The sequence below is a fragment of the Trichocoleus sp. ST-U1 genome (assembly GCF_039961835.1).
Lineage (GTDB): Bacteria > Cyanobacteriota > Cyanobacteriia > Cyanobacteriales > FACHB-T130 > FACHB-T130.
In genome coordinates this window covers 26543-48902 of sequence record NZ_JAMPJZ010000024.1, presented here as the reverse complement: position 1 = coordinate 48902, position 22360 = coordinate 26543, and the positions used below count along the sequence as shown (strand labels likewise).

The window sequence follows — 22360 nt, the reverse complement described above, 5'->3', positions numbered from 1 at the left end:
TGCTATGCATCAACTCAGCTAGATAGGGAAAAAACTTGTTTGTGTTTAAAGTCTGTACTGTGTAGTTGCCCGGTGTCGCTTGGGCAGGTCTGTTTTACACAGGCAAAGACTGGAGATTGTGGTAAGACCAGTAAGCTCCCTGCTGGGCAAGCAACTCGTCATGCCCTCCCTGTTCGATAATTCGACCTTTCTCCATTACCACAATTTTGTCGGCATTCCGGACAGTAGCCAAACGGTGGGCAATCACAATTACAGTCCGGTTTGTTCGCAAACGTTCCAGTGCTTCTTGCACTAACTGTTCTGACTGCGAATCTAAGGCGCTGGTGGCTTCATCGAGAATCATGATTTCCGGGTCGCGCAGCATTGCCCTAGCAATTGAAATGCGTTGTCGTTGTCCTCCGGAAAGCCTAACGCCTCTATCTCCTACCACTGTGTCGTATTGGTTGGGCAACTGACAGATAAATTCGTGGGCATTGGCAAGGCGGGCTGCCTCAATCACCTTTTCTCTGTCCATTCCCTCTAAACCGTAGGCAATGTTATCCAGAAGTGAGGCATTAAAGATGTAGGTGTCTTGGCTAACGACTCCGATGTGCTGGCGTAGCGAGACAACATCGTAGTTTCGGATATCTTGACCGTCGATCTCGATTACACCGTCGGTCACTTCGTAGAAACGGGTAACGAGAGATGCCACAGTGGATTTCCCGGCTCCAGAAGCGCCAACCAGCGCCACAGTTTTGCCACGAGGAATTTCTAGATCCAAACCGTTGAGGACGTAAGATCTGCCGCTGTAGGCAAATTTTACATTTTGGAAAAGAATGCGATCGCGCAACCCTGTAAATTTCTGGTTTCCATTAGGAAGCGGATATTTCTCTGGTAACGAGAGCGCCTCCGTGACTTTCGTTAACGCTGGCAGAGACTCTTGGACAGAACCCCTCGCTGCATTCACCTTTTTCAGTACCGGAACAATTCTAATCAGAACCAGCATGAATATCAGCAGCTCTGCGGTCGTGAGCAGACCCTTGGAGATAAACAAAGTGTAGCTACCGACTAGAACTACCATCGCCGCCGCCAAAGTCGCTAACTCTGTCAGCGGGTCGATGATGTTTAGCTTCTTAGCTAGCCCGATGTTTGCCTCCATATAATTGCTACTGATCTTATTGAAGCGGTTCAGTTCAAAATCTTCCGCACCATAAGATTTAACGATGCGAACACCGCCTAACGTATCTAAAGCCATCGCGTTCAGAGTGCGTTTAGCAGTAACAACTAAACCCCCCGATGTCTTAATCTTTTTCAAGAAATAACTGAGCCATAAAGCAACGCCTGTAATCAAAAATGTCGTTAGAACCGTCATTTTCCACGACACGATCACCAACGTTCCCAGATAGGCGATTAAAATCAGCAGGTTGGTCAAGCCATAAAAGAAGTTAGTCAACAGCTTGTTTGTTTCCATCACCTCTGTATGTAAGGTGCTGGTTACTTTACCCATCTGCACATTATCAAAAAATTCAATGGGCGAATATAAATAGGTTTGATACAGCCGTTTCCTCAAGCGTTTGATGACGGCTTCCCGATAAATGGAAGTCAAGACTTGGGAAATGTAGTAGAAATACCCTTTTAAAATTAAAGAACCCATGAGGACTAAGGCAAACAAGCTAATGAGCGTTCCTTTACCTTGCTGCGCTAGCCAACTATTCAACCCTTCCGTTAAAGCCATTTGAGGAAGAAGCGTTCCACCTCCTTCATTCAAAATTACTTTTAGGAAAGGAATCATCAATCCGATTCCTACACTATCTAGAATAGAAGACAAAATCATTGTCACTAAACCTAGATAGAGAGTTTTCTTCTGCACCTCCAAAATCAGAGAGGTCAGTTTATCGAATTTTCCAATTCGCTTCATTAAGCCCAATTTTAATTTTGCTTTAGCCTCACGCAACCTTGTTTCTCGTCCGAGTGTCTGACTTCGACTCATAGTGTCTACCGCTACTGAACCTTTGAACAGCCAATCGTTGATTGCTAATTCCAGGCTAAATTTTCTTGCCGGAGCGCTTTTTCCTGATGTTTCACTGTGCTTACGCTTGCTCTTAAATTATTTTGCTCGTAGGAAACACAGTGTTAGCTTTGTTCACTTTCTCTAGTAAATGTTACCAGACTTTTTGCTATAAAAGCATCGAAAAAACACGATTTCCCCTATTTTTAATGTGAAGTTTTAGTGAAGTTGCAATTAATATAAAATCCTTACTTGAAGTTTTTATTTTTTAACTCATTCAATCAGAAAATTATTCGGTTTATATCATGTTTTTTCTAGAAAAATATACTTCTAATGGCAGATTTTAACCTGCCAAATGCAATTTTAACGGTTGAACTCTATCTAATGGTAGATTTCTACTAACCGCTCGTTCAACTTGTTAAAGTCGTAATGCGCTTCTACGTAGGCGCGACCGGAGCGACCCATTTCAGGCCAAACTTCCGGATGTTCAAATAAATAGCCCAACTTTTCAGCCAGAGTATCGGCATCTCGTTCGGGAACCAAAAAACCAGAAATCCCATCTTCAATCAGTTCTGGAATGCCACCGTGTTGCGTTCCTATCACGGGTAAACCCATTGCCATTGCTTCTTTTAATACGTTTACGGGGGCATCTTGATCGCCGTTCTTCGCTGTCACGCAGGGGGCGATAAATATATGGGAGTTGTCGAGAATTTCAATGAGTTCCTGCTGCTGCTTGTGACCCAGCAATTTTACTTTGTCACTAACGTCCAGCTCATCAATAAGTTGCTGCAAACTTTCCTTTAATGGCCCATCCCCAACGATGTTGTACTCGATGTTGGGGTATGCCTTAGCCAACTTGGCAATGGCACGAATTCCATACTCAATCCCTTTTTTTTCGACAAGGCGACCTGTGGTGACAATTCCAATGCGACCATCAGCGGGTAGATGACGTGTGGTAAACACAAACTTGCTACAATCGATGCCCGAACGAAGGACGATGATTTTCTTCTCATCGCAACCTAGCTTAATCAGGCGACGTTTGAAATAATCGCAGTTAGAAAGAAAAAGGTCTCCTGTGGCGAATAGGGGATTATAAACGTCTTCGCCGAATTCCTGAATATGCTGGCTAATATCGAAACCGCGAAATGAGGTAATTAATTTTCCGTGGGGCGCACCAATCAGCCGAAATGACATCCCGATGAATCCTAAAGGGCCAAATTGACAATGGATGACGTCGTATTCTTTTTTGCCCAATAATGATACTGCTGCATATAGTAACCTCAATGAAGCAGCTTCTTTGCCATACTTAAAAACATTAAGCGATCGCAGTAATAGGGCTGGGTCTTTGTAGCTGTTCGCGAATAGCAACCCCAAGCCTTTTAGCCCGCGAATCGCAATATTAGATGGCATTTGGATATAGTAGGTACGATTCAGGAGTTGGTACTTTTCTACTGCTGGATGCACCTTGGAAGTATCTCCGAGTTGGTCAGAATAGATATCAACTTCGTGACCCCGATCGATTAAACCAGCGATTTGATTTAAGATAAAGGTTTCTGACAAAACCGGAAATCGACCAACAATCATCGCGACTTTCACAACAATTTTACCCCTACAACTTGACTTTTCTATTTACTAAATACCCTATCAGGTAATTAGCAGTTTCTCGTATATTTCAACTAAATGGTCGTTTAGCTGCCCAATTTCATAGTGCTTTTCCACGTATGCACGACCAGCCGCACCCATTTCGGGCCAGACCTCTGGGTGGGCGATTAGGTAGCCTAATTTTCCTGTCAAAGCATCGACATCTCGTTCTGTAACTAGGAACCCTGAAACCCCATCTTCGACTAGCTCAGGGATACCACTATGGTAAGTGCTGGCAACTGGCAAACCCATTGCCATTGCTTCTTTTAAAACATTAGGAATTCCTTCTTGATTATTATCCTTACTGGTTACGCAGGGAGCTACAAAAATGTGGGAATCGTTGAGAATTTGCACGACTTCGTGCTGTTGTTTCCAACCCAAGAGATTTACTATATTTCCAACATCTAGCTCTTGAATCAGTTGCTGCAAGTCTGGCTTTAAAGAGCCATCACCAATGATATTGTATTCAAGATCGAGGTTCATTTTTGTCAATTTAGCGATAGCGCGAATACCATATTCAATCCCTTTTTTTTCAATTAGGCGACCTGTTGAAACAATCCGCACTTTACCATCGGGATGCGGATAGCGTGTCTTAAAGGAAAACCGATTACAATCGATTCCTGAGCGGAGTACAATAATTTTTTTTTCATTGCAGCCCAAACTAATCAATTTATTTTTAAAATGGTTACAAATGGGCAGGAAACAGTCTCCTTTTTCAAAAAGCTTTTTATAGATATCGTCACCGTATTGACTGAGATACATAGTGAGGTCGGAACCTCGAAATGAGATAATTAATTTGGCTCTAGAGGCAGCAATTGTCCTAAAGTACATCCCTAAGAAACCTAATGGTCCAAACTGGCAATGGATTATATCGTATGGCTTATTTGATAGAAATGGGAGTAACGAGAATGTTGTATACAACATCCTCAAGGAAGCAGCTTCTTTACCATACTTAAAAACATTAAGCGATCGCGCAAAAGCAACAGGATTTTTATGGAAATTTGCTAATAGCAGCCCAATCGCTTTAATTACGTAAATTAAATGATTCGCTGGTCTTTGCTCCGGAACATAGTAGGTGCGCTCAAGAAGTTGATATCTTTCCACATCTGGGTGGATTTTGGCAGTATCGCCCGGTTGCTGGGCGTAAATTTCAATCTCTTGTCCTCTCTCAATCAGCCCCACGATCTGATTTAAGATGAACGTCTCTGATACAGTAGGAAATTTACCAACAATAAAAGCGATTCTCATCGTAAATTTCACCTAATATCCGATACTCTGCTGTCATCATTCTGGACGGTTAAGCATCAAGAGCCTTTAGGTCGTTTAAATTGTTTTAGTACAGACAGGTAAAGCTCCTTGGTATTGAATACATAGAACATCAAGATTAAATAGGTCAAAGCCATTACCGCCAAACTGACAATCACTGTAGCCCAAACGGTTAAAGTTGGCGCGATCGCTAACTTAACCCCAAAAGCGATCGCTCCTGCGATTAGAGATGCCAGCAAAGGATGCTTCATGGCTTCTAATAAATTGAGCATGGTGATAGACGTGCCGCGCGTTGCATAGTACATACAAGGCAATGTCTGTAATAGCTTGGCAATTGAATAACTTAAAGCAACACCGCGTGCACCGTAAGGTAATCCAAAGAAAAAAGAAATCACCAAGAAGCTGGAAGAAAATACTCCCCACTTGAACATCTGAGCTGTCCTTCCTGAAGAAATATAGAGCCAGCCAGAGGTATTCGTAAGTGGTTGAACGAGTGCAGATATACCAAGAAGCTTGAAGATTGTACCAGCCTCTCCCCATTGGGAGCCAAGTATCAGCTCGACCAATTCTTCGGAGACAATCATCATAAAGAGGACGATAGGCGTCGTCAAAAATCCGATCAGCGATAGTCCTTTTAAATAGTGATTGCGAAATTGCTGTGGCTCAGAATGCAATCGGCTCAGACCGGGAACGGCAACAGCGGTAATTGGGGAGTTGATTTGTTGCAAAGGAAGCATCATTAGGCTGTATGCTTTCGCGTACACACCTAGAGCCTCAGCACCCCACACCCGTCCGATTAGAATGTTGTCCAGGTTTCGGGCGCAGTAGTTAAGGACGCTGAAACCAGTGAGGTTGCCACCAAAAGCCAGCATAGAACGGACGCCTGAGCGTTGAGCAGGTAAGCCAGGACGCCAACCACACATTACCCAAACCCCAGCAGCCGTGACGATTGCCGTAGTCAGTGACATAAATACCAGCGACCAGTATCCAGCCCCATACAAAGCCGAAATAATCGCGATCGCTACCCCCAGCACGATGGAGACGATCTCAATTGCAGCGAGAGCGGTAAAGCGCATCTGTCGCCGAAGCAAGGCTTGGTGCTGGACGCTCAAGCCACCAAATATAAATGCACTGGCAGAAACGATCGCAATCCAGGTCAGGCGCGGCTCACCATAAAACCAAGCGATCGCCGGTGCCATAACCGCAGTCAATAGCATCAGCAAGAGGCTCATGCCCACATTCACCCAAAACAGGGTGCTGACTTGCTTGTGGTTGATTTCGGCTCTTTGGATCGTCGCCGTTGACAGACCCATGTCATTGAAGAGAAACACAATACCCGTCACGCTAGTCACCATCCCAATTAGACCGTAGTCTTGAGGTGAGAGTAGACGAGCTAGCACAACCGTCGATCCCATTTGAAGTACAAATTTGCACCCCTGACTCACCATCGTGACTGCACCGCCACGAACCGAGCGACCTTTTAAATCAGCCTTCAGATGGTCAGTCTGAAAGTGCTGAGTTTGGTCAGGCTCAGATAGAATCTTTTTCTGTAATCTTGACAAATTGATACCTCTTATAAAACTCTTTGAAGCGACTAATTTAAAAATTGCTAATTATTTCTGATATTTATAGAAGGATTTAAACCCTTCTTCTAAATTCCCTCGCTTTGGTCGGTTTTCAAACTGAATTCAGGGCGTCTCCTTACCGATATTTGCTAAATTTTTACTCCAGCGTTGATATCGAAAATCACGAAATTTAGTAGATATCTGCAGAAAATAGTTAGCGAATTTAGGGGAAAGGGATCGCATCACCAGCCATTTCAGCAGTAAGCGCTGAGCGCTGCTATTTAGGAGCATTTTTGGATACAAACGAACTGCCGTTTTTAGTTTGTAACCCGCTTGCTTAACTGCATCAGGATCTGCTTTACGAGTTAAATACAGATCGGCGAGGTGCTGATAAACATTTGCTAAACTCTGGTTCTTGAGAGATTGCAACTCTAATGGCGCTGTTTGAAAAGCCTTTTCAAGCGCCATCAGATTATATTTTTCCCTAACCTCTATCTTGGAAGAAATTGAGCCAGGTACTTGACGATAAAAAATTTGATGTTGAGGAACTAGAACGTAAGACCACTTAGCTGCTAACCTGAGCCAGTAATCCCAATCATGAGTAGATTTCAGTTCTGGGTCGAGTTCCCCAACGGACTCAATTGCTTGCTTACGAATCAGTGGAATTGACCCACAAACTAGAAAATTGCTGACTAATAATTGTGGATAAACATTTCCTTCAAAATATACGGGTTGCTGCACATATAAAAGTTTTCCTTTTTCATCTATAAAAGAAGTCCAGCTATAAGCTACTCCTGCTTCTGGGTGCTTTTTTAATTCTGCAAGTTGTAGTTCTAGCTTGTCTGGTGTCCATAAATCATCTGCATCAATAAAGGCAATAAATTCACCTTTAGCGTGAGCTAAACCGCGATTGCGAGCGACGGCGGCTCCGCCATTTTTATAGACAAATACTTTTACCCGTTCATCAACAATTCCTTTAAGCAGTTCTACGCTTTTGTCACTCGATCCGTCATCAACTAAAATTATTTCCAAGTCTGAAAATGTTTGCTGCTGAACAGATTTAACCGTTTCCAAGATTGTTTGTTCAGCATTGTAGACCGGAATTACCACTGATATTACTGGCATTTAGTTTAACCTTTGTGTAAGTCTAATAAAAAAAAATGTTATCTTAATTCCCCTCAATCATCAGTAAACAGTTTAAAGTTCTGTTTTGACTCTATAACCGTTTTCAGGAATATTGGTCTCAGTGAATAAAAAGCTAGGAAACTTTTCTTTGATGCTAATTCCTAACATAACTAACCCAGGCCAATAAACATAGGCAAGAGCCTCTATATTTTCCCCGAAAGTAAACATAAATATCACCAAGATTATACTTAATCCTACTCGTGAAACTCGACTACTTTGCGACTTAATTACTAAATCTATGAAGCTCCAAGCCAAGGGAATGACAAGTGCCGTAAACCCTACGATTCCTTTCGTTACCAGAAGACCAAACCAAGTATTGTGAGAACCGATTGGCTTGAATGTTGCAACAGCAGGTCCTTTAAATTCACCAATTCCATGTCCCCAAATAGGAGCTTCTTTCCAACGTTCTACTGCTAGGCGAGCCAATATATCTCTCACTCTAGAAGAGCCAGCTCTAGCCTGGTAGAACATATCTGAGAAAGCTCTAAATGAATTGATTAGCCAGGAAGAAAACACTCCCATAATAAAACTGGCGAGTCCGGCTATGAGCTGTATATAAGGTTTCGTAAAATTTGATAAAGCCCAAGTAGAAAATATGACAAAAGGAAGAGATACAATACCTAAGCGCGAAACCGAACCCACAATCATTGCAACCGCGCCAATCATGCCAATGAATCGCCATTTTTTGTTCGATTCTTGCGCTGCTAGAAAGAAATAGATATTTCCTACCATTCCCAAGGCAGGTGCCCAGGGCGTAAACAATTCAAGACGAACTCCACCTCCTTCAGGATCGAGACCGTAGAGGTTAACACTGTAGTAGGCAAGACCGCTACGTTCTATGAGCCGCAAAGGGGAAGTGTAGATATGAGAAGGTAGGTGTAATCTAGACGCTGTATAGCAAACGATCACAGCAATTAAGCTTTGCAGACAAAGTATGCAAGCTGCTCTATAAATTATCTGAGGTCGAATTTTTAAACAGCCTGCAAGAGGAAATAACGCTAAGGGAGCATATCTTACAACCCAATTGATTGATGAGTTCAGAATTTTGCCTAATCCTAGATTGAAGTTCATGTGAGCAGCAATTAAAGCCACCTCCATGACTAAGATACAAATAATCCACACCCAGATTGTTGTGGGAATGGTTATTTTCTCCTCAGTGGGCGTATTCTCTGTTTGGTTCCACAGTTTCTTTCCTACACGCCACAAGAAAAACCAAGCTAGTATAGGCACTAAGGTCATTTGTAGCCCAAGAATGTGAATTACATAAATCCAGGTAATGTAATACCAAATCAACTTTTCTTCAAGATTTTGAGGTTTCATTGATATCTGGTTCATGCATCTTGGGTCTAATCAAAACAATATTGTTGCTGCGGTTTATCTCCTGAAATCTGAATCGATTTCCAGTGATTACGGACTGGTATCCAAGTAGGTATGTTTAACTAGCCCAGAAGACCGAGAAATTTTGCGATCGCGCAGCCACAGTAACAGTAGTCCATTAGTACAAAACAAGGAACCTAAGGCTGCACCTAGCAGAACTAATTTCTTATTGGGGGCACTCGCAGAAGTCGGAATTGTAGGCTCTGTAAAAATTTGAAGTTGAGGATAAGAGGAAGATATATTTGACTTGCTCAAATCCAATCTCGCTAAAGTAGAAGAAAAAACTGCTTCGGCAATTTGCACATCTCGCATCAGGTCGGCTAATGAAACCTCTTGCTGTGCAAGTGACTTGAGGCGACTCTCAAGTAGAGCAAGCTGTTGGTTGAGCGATCGCGCTTCTGCTTGGAGTCCTTGTGCCTCTGTCTGCACTGTCACTAACTCTAGGAAAAGAGCATCCCGCGAGGTTCCCGATCCACCACTTTTGCTCAGGTTAAGTTCTTCTAGACTTGCTATCGTAACGGGTCGCTTTAAAAGAGATCGCCCCTGCCTCAGTAAAGCCGTTTGAGCGGCATTTAGCTTTGCCTGCTGCTGAATTAGAGCAGGATGATCGGGTAAAAACTTTGATTGCAAAGCAACGAAGAGGCTGTTCGCTTCACTATAGTCTTGTAAGTATTGTTGAAATAGGGAGTCGGCTTGAAGAACAAAAGCATCTGCTGCTTGTTTAGCCGATAAATCTAAGCTACTAGATAGTCCTTGCAAACGAGCATTCGCATCTTGCTGTTTAGCTACTACTTCTGCCCGCTGTCGGCGTAGCTGTTCAATATTTTGTGAAAGGTTCGTAAGTTGATCCGTAGAAGTTAAACCCGAACGCGCTTTGTACTCAGATAGGCGTGTTTGCGCTGCTTTTAATTTTTTTTGAGATTCCCCAAGGGTAGATTGTAGCGTTTTATCCTGCTGAGCGGCTTCTTTAATTCTCAGTTCGTTGATTTTTACTTGCAAGGCTTCGTAGAGCGCTAAAGATTTTTTATAAGCTTCTTCGGGAGTCGTTCCTTGAAACTCAAAAGTCATCAGCGTAGTGTTGTCTAATACTTTAGCTCTGGGTTTACCAAAATCTTGCAAGGGCATATTGAGCTTATTAGCAGCAGTCTCCAAGACCGGCTTACTGAGAGCTAGAAATTTATAGTTCTCTCTGGGATCTTGATTCGTACTCATGTAGGGAGAGTCGCTTTTAGAAGAAGCTTGCCCAATCCCTGGCAGGTTGATATTGCTGGCTGAACCGGCTGAGGGTAAACTAAGCGCTAACTCAGTGCTGTAATTGGGTTTGGTAACTTTTATATAATATAAAGCTCCTCCCCAAATAGCTGCATTAGTTAATAGTCCTAAGACTAAGTAACGCATCCAATTTCCTTGAGACCTTGTCGATTTTGGGGAAGATTTAGAAATACTTGCAGAGTCAGTAATAGCCAAATCTTCATGGGGAGAGGTAATCGGGCGTTTCATAGTCAAAGAATTAGGCTTACACTAGGGTTATTGCGATTGTTTGTCTCTTTGAATAGCTAGGCTCAAGGACTGAATGGCAATCTTGATTCAATAGTTTTGTATAACCTTCTCTTATTAGAGTATACACAGCCTTTACTTTGCTACTTTTTAGGAGTGGTTTATCATTGCTCTCGTGAAGAGATTGAGATAAAACGCTTTGATGTTTTCAGTTTCAAACAATAGCTAAAATGCAATTTCAAGAGCTATTTAAAAACTACTAAAAAGCCTTTTGATTGACTGCAATTGCAACATAGAATGTTTTTCTATCCACCCTATAATTTGTTTTTCGCTTTTCGCATTAGAAACACCCGGAAAAAGCTTAGTTACTCGTATTCAAGAACAGCCTAGATTTCGATGAAATGATTCGGTTCAAGGAATCATTAAACATAATTTTAGTGTCATCTCATCGTAAGGGGCTTTACATAGCGAAACATCAGTCCAGAGGATGATTATGGACTGCATGATTTTTTTTAACCAAAGTGCAAATCTAGCGAACTAAAAACGTGTCGAAAGAGGCACAGGCAGGCTGTTTGAGCAATTGCTCGTGAGATAGCGATCGCTCTGCTACGGTGACAAGTAAAGTGATTAAGCGATCGCTATCTCAGCAATGAAAAATTCATCAAAAAATTGCACAAAAATCGTGCAACTTTACCTAAACTTTACAGAAATTGCATTGATTTTGTGATTTGATGAGCCTCTATATCTTAATCACGATCGCTCACTTCGTTATTGTAAATTTATACCGCAAAGGGCGACGAAATTAACAAATTTTTGTTCCCATCTCCCTCTTATTGAATCGTCGATTCACTAGGATAAACAAAAGCGGTCGCCCCAAGAGAGCGATCGCTTTCCCCGCAAATACTACACTACAAACGTTAACTATTCGGACGTTGGATAATCGTTTCTGCAACGCGCCGCTTGGCTTTGGGGTCAATGCCAATGAAGCGCACGTACTCCCCATTATGCTCGCTCAAGCTAGCTTCCAAAGCAGCGATCGCTTCCGACGCATTTGTTGTCTGAATGGGATCGCCGCTTTGCCAAGATTGGCTGCGGAACCGACGTGCATTTGCGTGTTCTATACCAATGCGATAGCCTTGGGCAAGTAGATCCCGGATCTGTTGCTGCACCTCTGGACTAATTCGGGCACTATTTACCTGAGTGTTGCTGCTGTGACCGTTACCTCGATCGGACTCATGGGGGTGCGATGGCTCGTTCGCCAGTTCATTGCGGACAACGGTCTTCCGATTTTCCGGGGGTAGGGATGACATCTGAGGCACATCCCTAACTTCTGGAGTCACGGAGCGTCGGCTTGTATTGTACTCCTCTACCAAGCGTGAATTCTGAACTCGCTGCTGTTCTTGAACCATCAGGTTGCCAAACTCGATTAAGCGAGAAAGAGTGAAATCAGGCTTTTTGAACACTGGTGGTCCTTCAGCACTGTTTACTACCCTAGTAGAAACCCGGTTAATCCCAATGTCGTGGATGAAAGAGCGGATTTGTTCATCGTAAATGCGCGATCGCACTGCACCAAAGAAATCAATCGCTTGATCGGGAAAACGATCGACTAACTGTTCAATCTGACTGCGAGATAATCCATCTGGCTCAAAAATGCCTCCGACGATGCCAATCTTGTCATCTCTATCGGGTTCCCAGTGGAATTTTTCCATCCGACCATCCCGAATCAACGGCGCATACAGGGTGGCGAAGTCATTGCCTGTGACAATAATCGGCACTCTGGGTAGCGGCGTGGAATCATAACTGCCAGGAAGTTGCACATCTGTAGGTTTATCAGCAATATTCATCAGCGTGCCATTCACCAGCTGAGTATTCACCGTATATTGGGTGCCTTGATCGAAGCGCCCTGCCCCAGCATCCAAATCATTGATCATTAGCACGCACATCTTGCCGCGCACCTTGATCAAGTCTGCTGCTTCCCGATAGCGCAGGCGGATCAAACGCCCGGGATCTCCTGCATCTGGACTTTCCAGTTCCCCTGCCGACATATGGACAGCTTCAATGCCCATCCGCTCAAATACTAATTCACACTGAAAAGATTTTCCCTCTCCCTTCCGTCCGTGAACTCCGAGAATCAGAGGAACTCGTACTCCAGGGAGGTCAAGAAAATTTTTGGTGATATGAACCGCCAGCTTGTCTAAAAAGCGGGGAGAAATGTAGTAGGTCATAGTCTGTTAAAGTGAATGCTCCGATTGCTAGGCATCAAACAAACAAATTGGAGAGGTAGATTGCTCTGCCTCTCCAATTTTGCACGAACGAGTTAAAAGTGAGTCGGTTAGGCAGCGCCCACCTGACTAATTAAGGTTTAGTAACCTCTTTGGTTTGGTTTCCCAACGATGAAGCTGAGAACTTGGCACTGCTTGATGTTATCAAAGCCCATGACTCGGACATAGGCGTTGGGGTTCTCAGAACGGCAAGCTTTGATTTCAGTGAGAACTTCTTGGGTTGTCGTAGCATTGAACAGAGGCAGTTTCCACAATGTCCAGTAGTGCTGTTCCGGTGCAGAACTATCGCTGAATTCAACCCCTGCAATATAGCCTTGGTCGAGGATGTATTGGATTTGCTTGTTGATTTGCGCGTCGGTAAGCGCTGGCAAATAGGAAAGAGTCTCGAAACGAATCTCTTTAGGCAGAGTTCTCATAGTTGTGTGGTCTTCCTTGTAGGTATGTCTGCTAAGTGGACGCTTGATGCGGTCTAACGTCCAAAGTTGAAGAGTTCTGTCAGATGACGGTCGAGGTTATCCAGACTCGCCTGGTGATTCAGTTTGTTGTTCCGGCTGGAAGCTGGGGTCAGGTAAAGTAAGTAGCGTAATTCGCTCCAGATGTTGACGCCGATATTCGATATTAGATTTCTCAATACCAGTGCGAGTCATCTCAGGTAAAAAGTCTGCTACTTCCTCTGCAAGATGCTGGCGCACAGTCATAATCCGAAGCGCTAACTCTGGATTTTCTTTGAGTAATTCCTTGACGTAAGCTTCTCCATCTTGGATGACGCCCGTTTTAGAAAAGTTACTCAGCCAAATTGCCAAAGGAGGATTTGTTTCGCTCAACTGAGCCACGATATTTTTCACTGCCTGATAAGTCAGGTAGCTAATCAGTGTCTTAGCCGTGTCTTTGGCAATTTGCTTGAGATCCATATTTGACCCCAGACCTAAAGAGTTCTGAATTTTGAGTGTTGAGTTTGTTTAAGTTTAACTCAGCACTCAACAATCATGACTCTGTCATTAGATTACAGAGTATCCATTGCCTCGAACTCGAACTTGATTTCCTTCCAAAGTTCGCAAGCAACCGCCAACTCAGGACTCCACTTACAAGCTTCGCGGATCACGTCGCCGCCTTCGCGCATCAGGTTGCGACCTTCGTTACGAGCTTGGACACAAGCTTCCAAAGCAACACGGTTGGCGGTTGCACCAGGTGCGTTACCCCAGGGGTGCCCAAGGGTTCCACCACCGAACTGCAAGCAGGAGTCGTCACCAAAGATTTCCACCAGAGCAGGCATGTGCCAAATGTGGATACCACCAGAAGCCACGGGCATCACACCAGGCATAGAAGCCCAGTCTTGGGTGAAGAAAATACCGCGAGAGCGATCTTCTTCAATGTGGTCTTCACGCATTAGGTCAACAAAGCCCATCGTGATGCCTTTTTCGCCTTCCAGTTTACCAACGACGGTACCGGAGTGCAGGTGGTCTCCACCAGACATCCGCAGACACTTGGCGAGAACGCGGAAGTGAATACCGTGGTTCTTTTGACGGTCAATCACAGCGTGCATAGCGCGGTGAATGTGCAGCAGGATACCGTTGCGGCGGCACCACTTAGCGAGGGTGGTGTTAGCGGTGAAGCCACCCGTCAGGTAGTCGTGCATGATGATCGGTGTGCCGATTTCCTTAGCGAATTCAGCCCGTTCCATCATTTCTTCGCAGGTGGGAGCCGTCACGTTTAGGTAGTGACCTTTGATTTCACCTGTTTCAGCTTGAGCTTTTTCGATGGCTTCTTGAACGAACAGGAAGCGATCGCGCCAGCGCATGAAAGGCTGGGAGTTAATGTTTTCGTCATCTTTGGTGAAGTCCAAACCACCGCGCAGGACTTCATAGACGGCACGACCGTAGTTCTTAGCTGATAAACCGAGCTTCGGCTTAATCGTACAACCCAGCAAAGGACGACCGTACTTGTTCAGTTTGTCGCGCTCAACGGTAATCCCGTGAGGAGGGCCTTGGAAGGTTTTGAGGTACGCAACAGGAATTCTTAAGTCTTCCAAGCGCAGCGCACGTAAGGCTTTGAAACCAAACACGTTGCCCACCAGAGAGGTCAACAAGTTGGTAACAGAACCTTCTTCAAACAAATCCAGGGGATAAGCAATATAGCAAAAATATTGGTTGTCTTCGCCTGGTACTGGCTCGATGTTGTAGCAACGACCCTTGTAACGATCCAGGTCTGTCAGCAGGTCTGTCCATACTGTTGTCCAGGTACCTGTGGAAGATTCAGCAGCAACAGCAGCTCCAGCTTCTTCTGGAGGAACACCAGGCTGAGGCGTAACCCGGAAAGCCGCCAAGACATCAGTATCTTTGGGGGTATAGTCTGGGGTGTAATAGGTGAGTTTGTAATCTTGAACCCCGGCCTTATACCCAGTCTTTGTCTGAGTTTTTGTTTGAGAGTAAGACATGTCTTCCTTCCTGAGGGAATCCTGAATGTTGTTACGGGTTTAAGCGATCCCATAACTTTTTTCTTTATTAATTTTTAACTATACCAGCAAGGTAATAAGTTGATATTCTAATCTTCTTTTTGTAAACATAAGCTTTACTTATTGCCTATAAATCTATAGGTTTTGTTACAAATAAAGACTTGACTTTTGGAAACAATTAGTAAATGAATAAAAATCACTGAAAATAGCGATCGCGCACCGAATATTATAGGGTCGTTGTTTTTTGTTGGGAATGCTAAAAAAAGTTTCTCTCCTAGCCGCATCCTTGATGCTGGCAGCGTGTAGTGCGCTCGCTGTATCCAACCATCTGCCGCTGAGTACATTAACCGATGTGACGGCCTCTCGCCGCGATCCCGCTTCCATCGGGACTCAAGCAGCCCCATCCATGACAGCGCTACCAGAACCTCAGTGCCAAGGAGAAATCCCCAAATCTCTCCAAGCAACCTTGGGCGAGTATCGCTTGGCGCAAGAATCTGACTTTGTCGCTTCCATTCGTGCATACGAGCGGGAAAATCCCGGACAGCGAACGACTTGTAGCATTTTCACTGCTGACTTCAACGAAGACAAGCAGAAAGATTACGCTCTATTGTTAGTCAACCCTAAAAATAATAATTTTCGATTTTTGATGGCCATTACCCAGAGCAACGGACAGTTCGATTCAGCCGTGGTTAAGGATTTCAGCCATCTTCCAGACTCCTCAGAAGGCACTATTTACACAGCGATTAGCTTCAAACCATCCGGAGAACTCGGACCAGCCGCCCGCGAATATTCTCCTTTGAAATCTGGAACATCCGAACAGCAAATTTTTAAAGCAAAACCAGCAATTGAACTCTGGAAAGCACTACCAACTGATTCAGCCGGTGTCCCTCAATATTTAGAAATTGGCACCCTTGCATACTGTTCAAATGCTTTCTACTTTGTCAATGGCAAACTAAAAACATTTGGTGTTTGTGATTAATTTGTTGAGTACATATACTCAAGTTATGCAATCTGCGATCGCGACTTCGTTCTAATTTTTCAATCTGTCGCTAACACAGGCTTAAATGTAGTAGGAACTTATATTTCAGCTAAATGAAGAGAGGCACGTTAGCAAAGCCTCTTCTAAGGAGATTAGCGATGGCATTCTTGAGTGAGCGTATCGGTTTGTTTATTAGTGCTACGCTGCTTTCTTTAAGCCTACCAGTATGGGGAATCATCCAATCAGATTCACAGACCCGTGGTAGTGGCGTACTAGCTCAACAATCTACGGAGGTAGACCGGGGAGATGACCTACTCACCTATCCACCCTCATCGCCGCCGCCTGGAGGTCGTCCCTTGCCCCCCGAACGCCGACGGCAAGAAGCCACCCCCCTACCCGCAGATTTTCGCGTCACTGCATTGCAACCGGGTTATACCGGCAGTCTCTGGGTTGGTTCCTGGCAGAGTTTAGCGCGGATAAATCCGAGGACAGGCAATGTTTTGGCTCGGATTGCTCTACCGAACTATACCATCGGCGCGTTAGCGCAAGACCGAGTGGGACGAGTTTGGGTGGGAACTTACGAAGGACTGTTGCGTGTAGATCCCCGCAGCAATGAAGTGACGGCGCAAAATTTCACCTTACCGTCTAACCGGGTGTTGTCGCTATTGACTGACCAACGGGGTTATCTGTGGGTAGGAAGCGATCGCGGTCTTGCCATGATCAGTCCCGACCAGGGATTGTTAATGACAACGGTGCAAAAGCTTCCCGGAGTGTCAGCGAATGCCCTCACCCTCGACCGCGAAGGTCAGTTATGGGTTGGAACCTTAGAAGGATTAGTGCGAATTAATACCGCCAATGCTTTTGTGATGAAGCGGCTGAGGGATATTCCCGGCACCACAGTGCAAGCTCTCACCCTAGATCCACAGGGACGGATTTGGGCAGCAACGCCCAGCAGTTTGCTAGTCATTGACCCGAAAACCGGGGATGTGCTGCGGTCGGTGACGCCACTCAGGGGACGCAACGTTACCGCTGTGCGCTTTGCCCAAGATCGGAGCGTTTGGGTGGGGACAGATAATGGTTTATTGAGATTGAATCCGGATACGGGTGCGGTTCTGGATCGAGTTGGCGACCTCCCCTCCAGCCGGATACTCTCTTTATCAACGGATGTTGCCGATAAGTTGTGGGTGGGAACCAGTGAAGGACTCGCTTGGATTAGCTTGACGACGGGGCGCGTGACCCCGCACTTAGCCTTCGTTCGGGGAGAAGAGTAAACAATTTGTCAGGGTCTAGATTAACGGAATAAGTCAGCCGGAAGTTGAAGTCTGTTACAGGTTGTTTGAGTCATTAACAGATTGACGCTTCCATGCTGAAAAAATTTGCCAAAACTGTTGTAAGTGCAGCGATCGCTGCCACAGCTTTCTCTGCGATCGCTCAAGCTGCTAGTCCAGCAGACATCCGGATCAATACCATCCGATTAGAAAATACCCTCGATGCCAGTGCTAACGTACGACTGGGTTACTTTGAAGTCCCCGATCGAAACACAACTGTTTCTGCTTTCGGGGGTGAGATGCGCCGCTACGATGTCCACATGGCGCGGATGATTGCCTTGAGTCATCGATTCTACTGTCAGCAACCCTATTCTGCTGGAATTGAAAAGGTAGTCGTTTGGGATTACAGAGCTAACAATGGCAGAATCGATATGGGTACGTTCAATATGCCTTGTACTCTGGTAGAACAGGTAGTGAACACCTATGGTCTTGGTGGAACAGTGCCGATGGAAGTCGAACTGACTGACGGTTCTGTAGGAGTTTTTAACATACAGACCCTAGATATTGAAGACGGCTGGGAAACTGACGATTTTCTAAGATTTGTGCAAACGATGAAACCGGAGCGCTGAAATAGTTGTTAATTTTTACAAGTAGGGTGGGTTCTAGCCTATCCCTACCAATGATTAACAACCTTCTCAAAATCGCATCTAAAAAATGGCAGTCACCACCCAGCAATTAATCCAGTGGAAACAACAAGGGCGTCCCATTGTCGTGTTGACAGCTTGGGATTATGCGATCGCGCAACTTTTAGACGCCGCTGGAGTGGATGTGATTCTGGTGGGGGATTCCCTAGGGATGGTGGCACTCGGTTATCAGACAACCCTGCCGGTGACGCTAGATGAAATCCTACACCATGCATCCTCCGTGCGTCGCGGTGTCAAACAGGCGTTAGTCGTGTGCGATTTACCATTCTTGAGTTATCAAGAAAGTCCTCAGCAAGCGATTCACTCAGCTGGGAGAGTATTAAAAGAAACTGGCGCTCAGGCGGTGAAAATGGAGGGAGGATATCCGGCAATGGTGGAAACGATTGCCAGAGTCGTGCAAGCAGGCATTCCGGTGATGGGTCATGTGGGTCTGACTCCTCAATCGGTACATCAGTTAGGCTACCGACAGCAGGGGAAAACACCAGAAACGGCAGAGAAAATTTTACAAGAAGCGATCGCGCTGGAACAAGCAGGTGCTTTTGCGATGCTTTTGGAGCATATCCCATCCGATTTGGGATTGCAGATTACCCAAAAATTATCGATTCCGACGATAGGAATTGGGGCTGGGGTGCATTGCGATGGACAGGTACTCGTTACCGCCGATTTGCTAGGACTCTCCGAACGCCAGCCGCCCTTTGCCAAATCTTACGCCAATTTGCGAGAAACAATTACCCAAGCAGTGCAGAATTACGGTAGCGAAGTGCGATCGCGACAGTTTCCTGATTCCCCACAACCCTAAACAGCATTCCTAAAATTCTTATTTCAACGCCAAGGTACGCAAAGAGAATCCTTCTTCTGCGTACCTTGGCGTTCTTAACTTTTGGGTTCTTTGCATTTAAAAACAAGCTTGTGTGGCTAGGATACCGGATCGAAAGGTTCGCAAAAATTTTTCACACCCTGCTGAGCCACATACATCAAAACGGGCGTTACTAAAGGGCTTGGGCAAAGTTTTGTGGCTGCCAAATGCCCCATCATCCGGGCAAATTTTCCATTAACCAGCTCATCGCGAAATTCTTGTTGGCAGATAACAGCGCGGCATTTTTTAGTTAAAATCGGCAACCATTCTGCGTTTGCTATCTCTGGTTGCTGTCCGACTCGAATTGCCAGCACCATCGCCGCATCTTCTAAATCTCCTTCACAATCCTCGATTACATCCAAAGCTGCCAGAGCGTCTGGATAATCTGCCAATTCGGAACGAAAATTTTCAATTTCTGCCGATGTAACGATAGTCATGGGATTGTTATTCAAGGTAGCCAATCTGGAATTCAGATAGGCAATTACAACTATTGTGCCAAAGCATTGCCATTGTGGTGCGACAAAAAAAGGGCGGGCAGTGCCCACCCCCACTTGTTTGTAGAAACACCGACTTATCCCATCTTCTGGTCATCGGTGAAGCTTTTATCGCTTACACACCCACCAGTTCCAAGGCTTCGGAACCAGCAAGCTGTCGGGCGATCGCAAGACGTGTTTCCAGCTTGGCAACGCTAAACTGGTTGCGGAGATACTCCAGGTGAGCCACCGCATTGGCTTTTTCAGCACTTAAGCGCATCATCGTATTCAGCGCCTGCTGATACTCCAAATTCACCATCAGTAATTCAAAGCGACGCGCCTTGCGTTGATTGTCATTTTTCAAATCTTGCTCAAATGCCACCGTTTTGTCAGCATTGCCTTCCATGCGGTTAATCACCAGATGAGCGGCGGCAAGCTGAGCATCCACTTCATTCACAGTATGAGCAGCTTGAGCGATCGCAGCGGGATATTGACTCAGTTTCATTTGCATCTTCTTCTTGAAGAATACTTGTTGTAGAAAAATCTGTACTAGTCCACCGAAAGCGGACTTCCGTAGCGTCGGTAGGCGAACGGCACTGCCTTGTCCTAGTGTCGTCCGGACATGAGAAGCTGTAAAAAATTTGTACTAGCCTTCATGAAAGGCGGCTGCGTTCTTGTAGCCCCACCCTCGCCGGATTTCAACTTTAAACCGGAGGGCGGGTTTACAACAACGATTGCTGAAATGCCAAATTAGTTGGTATTCCGCCTCTACGCGACTAATTCCTTGAGCTGCTTCGGCGTCACTTGCACATCCAGATGAACGCGCTCTGGTTGCAGATTTGGTGCTTTTTCCAAAACTTGGACTTCAATATGGACAGCTACCAGGTAAGAACCGGCATCCGCTCCCACAGCTTCGGCAATCAAACTCGCTAAGTCTGGGCGTTCAGCAGTGATAGGGTTTCTGAGAGTGCAACGATCCCAGTCATGCTGAGCAGTCGGATTCAGGCTGAGAATGTAGTGCTTGGTCATGGCTTGAATACTTGACTCCATGTGGGGTTCAGGCGGTTTCTTGACTGGATTTGCCTACCCTTTTATTATAGTACATCAGTACTAAATTGGCGAGTGAGATTCGTGTTCATCTATCTGAGATTTTGCAGGCAGAGAACGGTTAAACCAAATCTCCTGCTGGGGTAGCGGGATTGGCACGCCCGTCTCATCAAAGGCGATTTTTAGACGGCGGCGGAACTCCCGCGCCACGTCCCATTGCTTCAAGGGCTGGATTTTAATCCATACCCGAATCGTGACGCCCCGTTCCCCAAAATTATCGACTCCCAGGACTTGGGGTTTTTCCAGAATTTGCTCTTGCCATGTCACGTCACGGCTCATTTCTTGGGCAATGGTGTCAATCAGCTTCAGCGCCTGATCGACATCGGCATGGTAGGCGACAGGGATATTTAAGTCTGCCCGCGACCAGTTGCTGGAAAGATTAGCGACAATTTTGATTTCACTGTTGGGAATCGTAATCAATCGACCCTCAGCATCGCGTACCTGAGTAATCCGCAGATTGATGTTTTCTACCAAACCGCCTACGTCGCCTACAGCAATCACATCGCCAACCGCATACTGGTCTTCCACAATGATTAAAAACCCATTAATCGCGTCCTTAATCAGGTTTTGGGAGGCAAGAGACACCGCAACGCCAACCAAGCCAGCACCGGCAAGTAAGGGGGCAATCTCCACGCCTAATGTCGTCAGGGCGACCAAGCTACCCACTCCTAACAAGACTAGGGTGGTAATACTTTTGGTGACACCGGAAATTGTCGAAACTCGCAGTTGCAAACGGCGGGAGGCTTCGGGCGTGAGTAAATAGCTGTTGGCTAAAGCGCCAGCGAAGCGGTCGATCAAGACGTAGCTCAAACGTATGACAACATAAGTCCCTAGTCCGACAATCCCCAGTCGCAAAGGGATTTGGAGAACGTTGAGCATCAAAACCTGTAGGATGCGGGTGTAGGGAAATAAACCAAGCCCGATGAGGGTTCCCCCGCCCCAAATACTGGCTTGCGCCATTTGATACAAGCGGCGCTGAACTTCTTGTAAATTCCCTTGTTGTTGTTGAGCCAGCTGGGTTGTGACCGGATGACCTGTAGGTGTAGTGGTGGTGCCGGTTAACCGTTGTCGCGATCGCTTGGAAGTACTGTTAATCGCGCAGCTACTCACAATCATTGCTACCAAAAACCCGCCCGCGATCGCACCTCGACGAGTTAAAAACTGCGGTTGTCGCTCCCGTTTCGCCCGTTTCAGTCCTTCTTGTAAGGATTCTTTGAGCTTTTCTGCCCGTGTATCTAAGTCTCCCCCTTGTAAGTCGGCATCGGGTCGTGTCACGGTTAGCAGGGGTTGGTCATTGACATAGATAACTGGCAAATTATTTTGCTTTTTGCTCTCAATTTGGAGTTTTGAGGCATCCTCCTGCAAGTATTGGCTGCTAATTGTTTCCAATCTCTGCTGAATATCTTGGATACGTGTGGGTAATTCCGACTGGGGTGCGGCGACTTGAAACAGACAGCGACCATCCAAGCGGATGCAACCAGACATGATTCGGCTTTGTGCATCGCTACTGGGTAGGCTAAGCGCGGGCAGTTCTAAATTCTGCGGAAGTGGAATTTGAGCTTGGATGGGAGATGCTACCCAACCAGTCAACAGAATTGTTCCAGCGATCGCCCAAGAAGATTGAGAAGGCATTCAAACCTCCGAAATGCATTGAACACAGGTATTTGGGTAAACTTAAGTACATTTGCTTACTTAAATAATCCCCACCCAGCCTAACAACC

19 protein-coding genes are annotated in these 22360 nt (G+C 45.5%); 4 read left to right on the top strand and 15 right to left on the bottom strand.

Annotated elements, in window-relative coordinates; genetic code table 11:
• Positions 1–94 precede the first annotated feature (94 nt).
• The 11 genes from NDA06_RS11385 to NDA06_RS11335 all read right to left on the bottom strand — a co-directional run bounded on the left by NDA06_RS11385 (position 95) and on the right by NDA06_RS11335 (position 15234).
• A complete protein-coding gene (locus tag NDA06_RS11385; RefSeq protein WP_190411171.1) occupies positions 95–1969 on the bottom strand; it encodes an ABC transporter ATP-binding protein in 1875 nt (624 codons plus the stop codon).
• Positions 1970–2368: 399 nt separating this feature from the next.
• Positions 2369–3583, bottom strand: a complete 1215-nt coding sequence (locus tag NDA06_RS11380) for a glycosyltransferase (RefSeq protein ID WP_190536390.1) — start codon at positions 3581–3583, stop codon at positions 2369–2371.
• Positions 3584–3631: 48 nt separating this feature from the next.
• The gene (locus NDA06_RS11375; RefSeq protein ID WP_190536391.1) at positions 3632–4876 is read right to left on the bottom strand and encodes a glycosyltransferase; all 1245 of its coding nucleotides are present in this window, start codon (positions 4874–4876) and stop codon (positions 3632–3634) included.
• Between the two features lie 56 nt (positions 4877–4932).
• Positions 4933–6456, bottom strand: coding sequence for an MOP flippase family protein (locus NDA06_RS11370; protein WP_199300634.1), 1524 nt, complete (start codon positions 6454–6456; stop codon positions 4933–4935).
• A gap of 126 nt (positions 6457–6582) precedes the next feature.
• The gene (locus tag NDA06_RS11365; RefSeq protein ID WP_347277036.1) at positions 6583–7569 is read right to left on the bottom strand and encodes a glycosyltransferase family A protein; all 987 of its coding nucleotides are present in this window, start codon (positions 7567–7569) and stop codon (positions 6583–6585) included.
• Positions 7570–7656: 87 nt separating this feature from the next.
• The gene (locus tag NDA06_RS11360; protein WP_190985984.1) at positions 7657–8964 is read right to left on the bottom strand and encodes an O-antigen ligase family protein; all 1308 of its coding nucleotides are present in this window, start codon (positions 8962–8964) and stop codon (positions 7657–7659) included.
• Positions 8965–9051: 87 nt separating this feature from the next.
• The gene (locus tag NDA06_RS11355; RefSeq protein ID WP_347277037.1) at positions 9052–10521 is read right to left on the bottom strand and encodes a hypothetical protein; all 1470 of its coding nucleotides are present in this window, start codon (positions 10519–10521) and stop codon (positions 9052–9054) included.
• 914 nt (positions 10522–11435) lie between these two features.
• Positions 11436–12743, bottom strand: a complete 1308-nt coding sequence (locus tag NDA06_RS11350) for a ribulose bisphosphate carboxylase small subunit (protein ID WP_190411166.1) — start codon at positions 12741–12743, stop codon at positions 11436–11438.
• A 137-nt stretch (positions 12744–12880) separates the two neighbouring features.
• Positions 12881–13216, bottom strand: a complete 336-nt coding sequence (locus NDA06_RS11345) for a ribulose bisphosphate carboxylase small subunit (RefSeq protein ID WP_190411165.1) — start codon at positions 13214–13216, stop codon at positions 12881–12883.
• Positions 13217–13312: 96 nt separating this feature from the next.
• Positions 13313–13711 (bottom strand): chaperonin family protein RbcX, encoded by a 399-nt coding sequence (locus NDA06_RS11340; protein WP_190411164.1) that lies wholly within the window; start codon positions 13709–13711, stop codon positions 13313–13315.
• A 92-nt stretch (positions 13712–13803) separates the two neighbouring features.
• Positions 13804–15234: a form I ribulose bisphosphate carboxylase large subunit gene (locus NDA06_RS11335; RefSeq protein WP_190411163.1), complete on the bottom strand. Its 1431-nt coding sequence runs from the start codon at positions 15232–15234 to the stop codon at positions 13804–13806.
• 271 nt (positions 15235–15505) lie between these two features.
• Between NDA06_RS11335 and NDA06_RS11330 the strand changes: the two genes are divergently transcribed.
• The 4 genes from NDA06_RS11330 (at position 15506) to panB (ending at position 19002) form a co-directional block, all read left to right on the top strand.
• The gene (locus NDA06_RS11330) at positions 15506–16231 is read left to right on the top strand and encodes a hypothetical protein (protein WP_190985983.1); all 726 of its coding nucleotides are present in this window, start codon (positions 15506–15508) and stop codon (positions 16229–16231) included.
• A 158-nt stretch (positions 16232–16389) separates the two neighbouring features.
• Positions 16390–17502, top strand: coding sequence for a two-component regulator propeller domain-containing protein (locus tag NDA06_RS11325; protein ID WP_190985982.1), 1113 nt, complete (start codon positions 16390–16392; stop codon positions 17500–17502).
• Between the two features lie 92 nt (positions 17503–17594).
• Positions 17595–18128, top strand: a complete 534-nt coding sequence (locus tag NDA06_RS11320; protein ID WP_190428493.1) for a hypothetical protein — start codon at positions 17595–17597, stop codon at positions 18126–18128.
• Positions 18129–18213: 85 nt separating this feature from the next.
• Positions 18214–19002, top strand: a complete 789-nt coding sequence (gene panB / locus NDA06_RS11315) for a 3-methyl-2-oxobutanoate hydroxymethyltransferase (RefSeq protein ID WP_190411159.1) — start codon at positions 18214–18216, stop codon at positions 19000–19002.
• Positions 19003–19118: 116 nt separating this feature from the next.
• On the opposite strand, the gene NDA06_RS11310 is transcribed toward panB, so the two are convergent.
• The 4 genes from NDA06_RS11310 to NDA06_RS11295 form a co-directional block, all read right to left on the bottom strand.
• Complete coding sequence (locus NDA06_RS11310) at positions 19119–19496, bottom strand: hypothetical protein (RefSeq protein WP_190411158.1); 378 nt, start codon at positions 19494–19496, stop codon at positions 19119–19121.
• Between the two features lie 172 nt (positions 19497–19668).
• Positions 19669–20037, bottom strand: coding sequence for a hypothetical protein (locus NDA06_RS11305; protein ID WP_190411157.1), 369 nt, complete (start codon positions 20035–20037; stop codon positions 19669–19671).
• A gap of 263 nt (positions 20038–20300) precedes the next feature.
• Complete coding sequence (locus NDA06_RS11300; protein ID WP_190411235.1) at positions 20301–20561, bottom strand: hypothetical protein; 261 nt, start codon at positions 20559–20561, stop codon at positions 20301–20303.
• Positions 20562–20642: 81 nt separating this feature from the next.
• Positions 20643–22271, bottom strand: a complete 1629-nt coding sequence (locus NDA06_RS11295) for a mechanosensitive ion channel family protein (RefSeq protein WP_190985981.1) — start codon at positions 22269–22271, stop codon at positions 20643–20645.
• Between the last annotated feature and the right edge of the window lie 89 nt (positions 22272–22360).

Bases quoted from the DNA above. Each gene is read 5' to 3' on its own strand.
- NDA06_RS11385 (WP_190411171.1), bottom strand. From the start codon at position 1,969: ATGAGTCGAAGTCAGACACTCGGACGAGAAACAAGGTTGCGTGAGGCT.
- NDA06_RS11375 (WP_190536391.1), bottom strand. From the start codon at position 4,876: ATGAGAATCGCTTTTATTGTTGGTAAATTTCCTACTGTATCAGAGACG.
- NDA06_RS11360 (WP_190985984.1), bottom strand. From the start codon at position 8,964: ATGAAACCTCAAAATCTTGAAGAAAAGTTGATTTGGTATTACATTACC.
- NDA06_RS11355 (WP_347277037.1), bottom strand. From the start codon at position 10,521: ATGAAACGCCCGATTACCTCTCCCCATGAAGATTTGGCTATTACTGAC.
- NDA06_RS11350 (WP_190411166.1), bottom strand. From the start codon at position 12,743: ATGACCTACTACATTTCTCCCCGCTTTTTAGACAAGCTGGCGGTTCAT.
- NDA06_RS11345 (WP_190411165.1), bottom strand. From the start codon at position 13,216: ATGAGAACTCTGCCTAAAGAGATTCGTTTCGAGACTCTTTCCTATTTG.
- NDA06_RS11340 (WP_190411164.1), bottom strand. From the start codon at position 13,711: ATGGATCTCAAGCAAATTGCCAAAGACACGGCTAAGACACTGATTAGC.
- NDA06_RS11335 (WP_190411163.1), bottom strand. From the start codon at position 15,234: ATGTCTTACTCTCAAACAAAAACTCAGACAAAGACTGGGTATAAGGCC.
- NDA06_RS11330 (WP_190985983.1), top strand. From the start codon at position 15,506: ATGCTAAAAAAAGTTTCTCTCCTAGCCGCATCCTTGATGCTGGCAGCG.
- NDA06_RS11325 (WP_190985982.1), top strand. From the start codon at position 16,390: ATGGCATTCTTGAGTGAGCGTATCGGTTTGTTTATTAGTGCTACGCTG.
- NDA06_RS11320 (WP_190428493.1), top strand. From the start codon at position 17,595: ATGCTGAAAAAATTTGCCAAAACTGTTGTAAGTGCAGCGATCGCTGCC.
- panB (WP_190411159.1), top strand. From the start codon at position 18,214: ATGGCAGTCACCACCCAGCAATTAATCCAGTGGAAACAACAAGGGCGT.
- NDA06_RS11310 (WP_190411158.1), bottom strand. From the start codon at position 19,496: ATGACTATCGTTACATCGGCAGAAATTGAAAATTTTCGTTCCGAATTG.
- NDA06_RS11305 (WP_190411157.1), bottom strand. From the start codon at position 20,037: ATGAAACTGAGTCAATATCCCGCTGCGATCGCTCAAGCTGCTCATACT.
- NDA06_RS11300 (WP_190411235.1), bottom strand. From the start codon at position 20,561: ATGACCAAGCACTACATTCTCAGCCTGAATCCGACTGCTCAGCATGAC.
- NDA06_RS11295 (WP_190985981.1), bottom strand. From the start codon at position 22,271: ATGCCTTCTCAATCTTCTTGGGCGATCGCTGGAACAATTCTGTTGACT.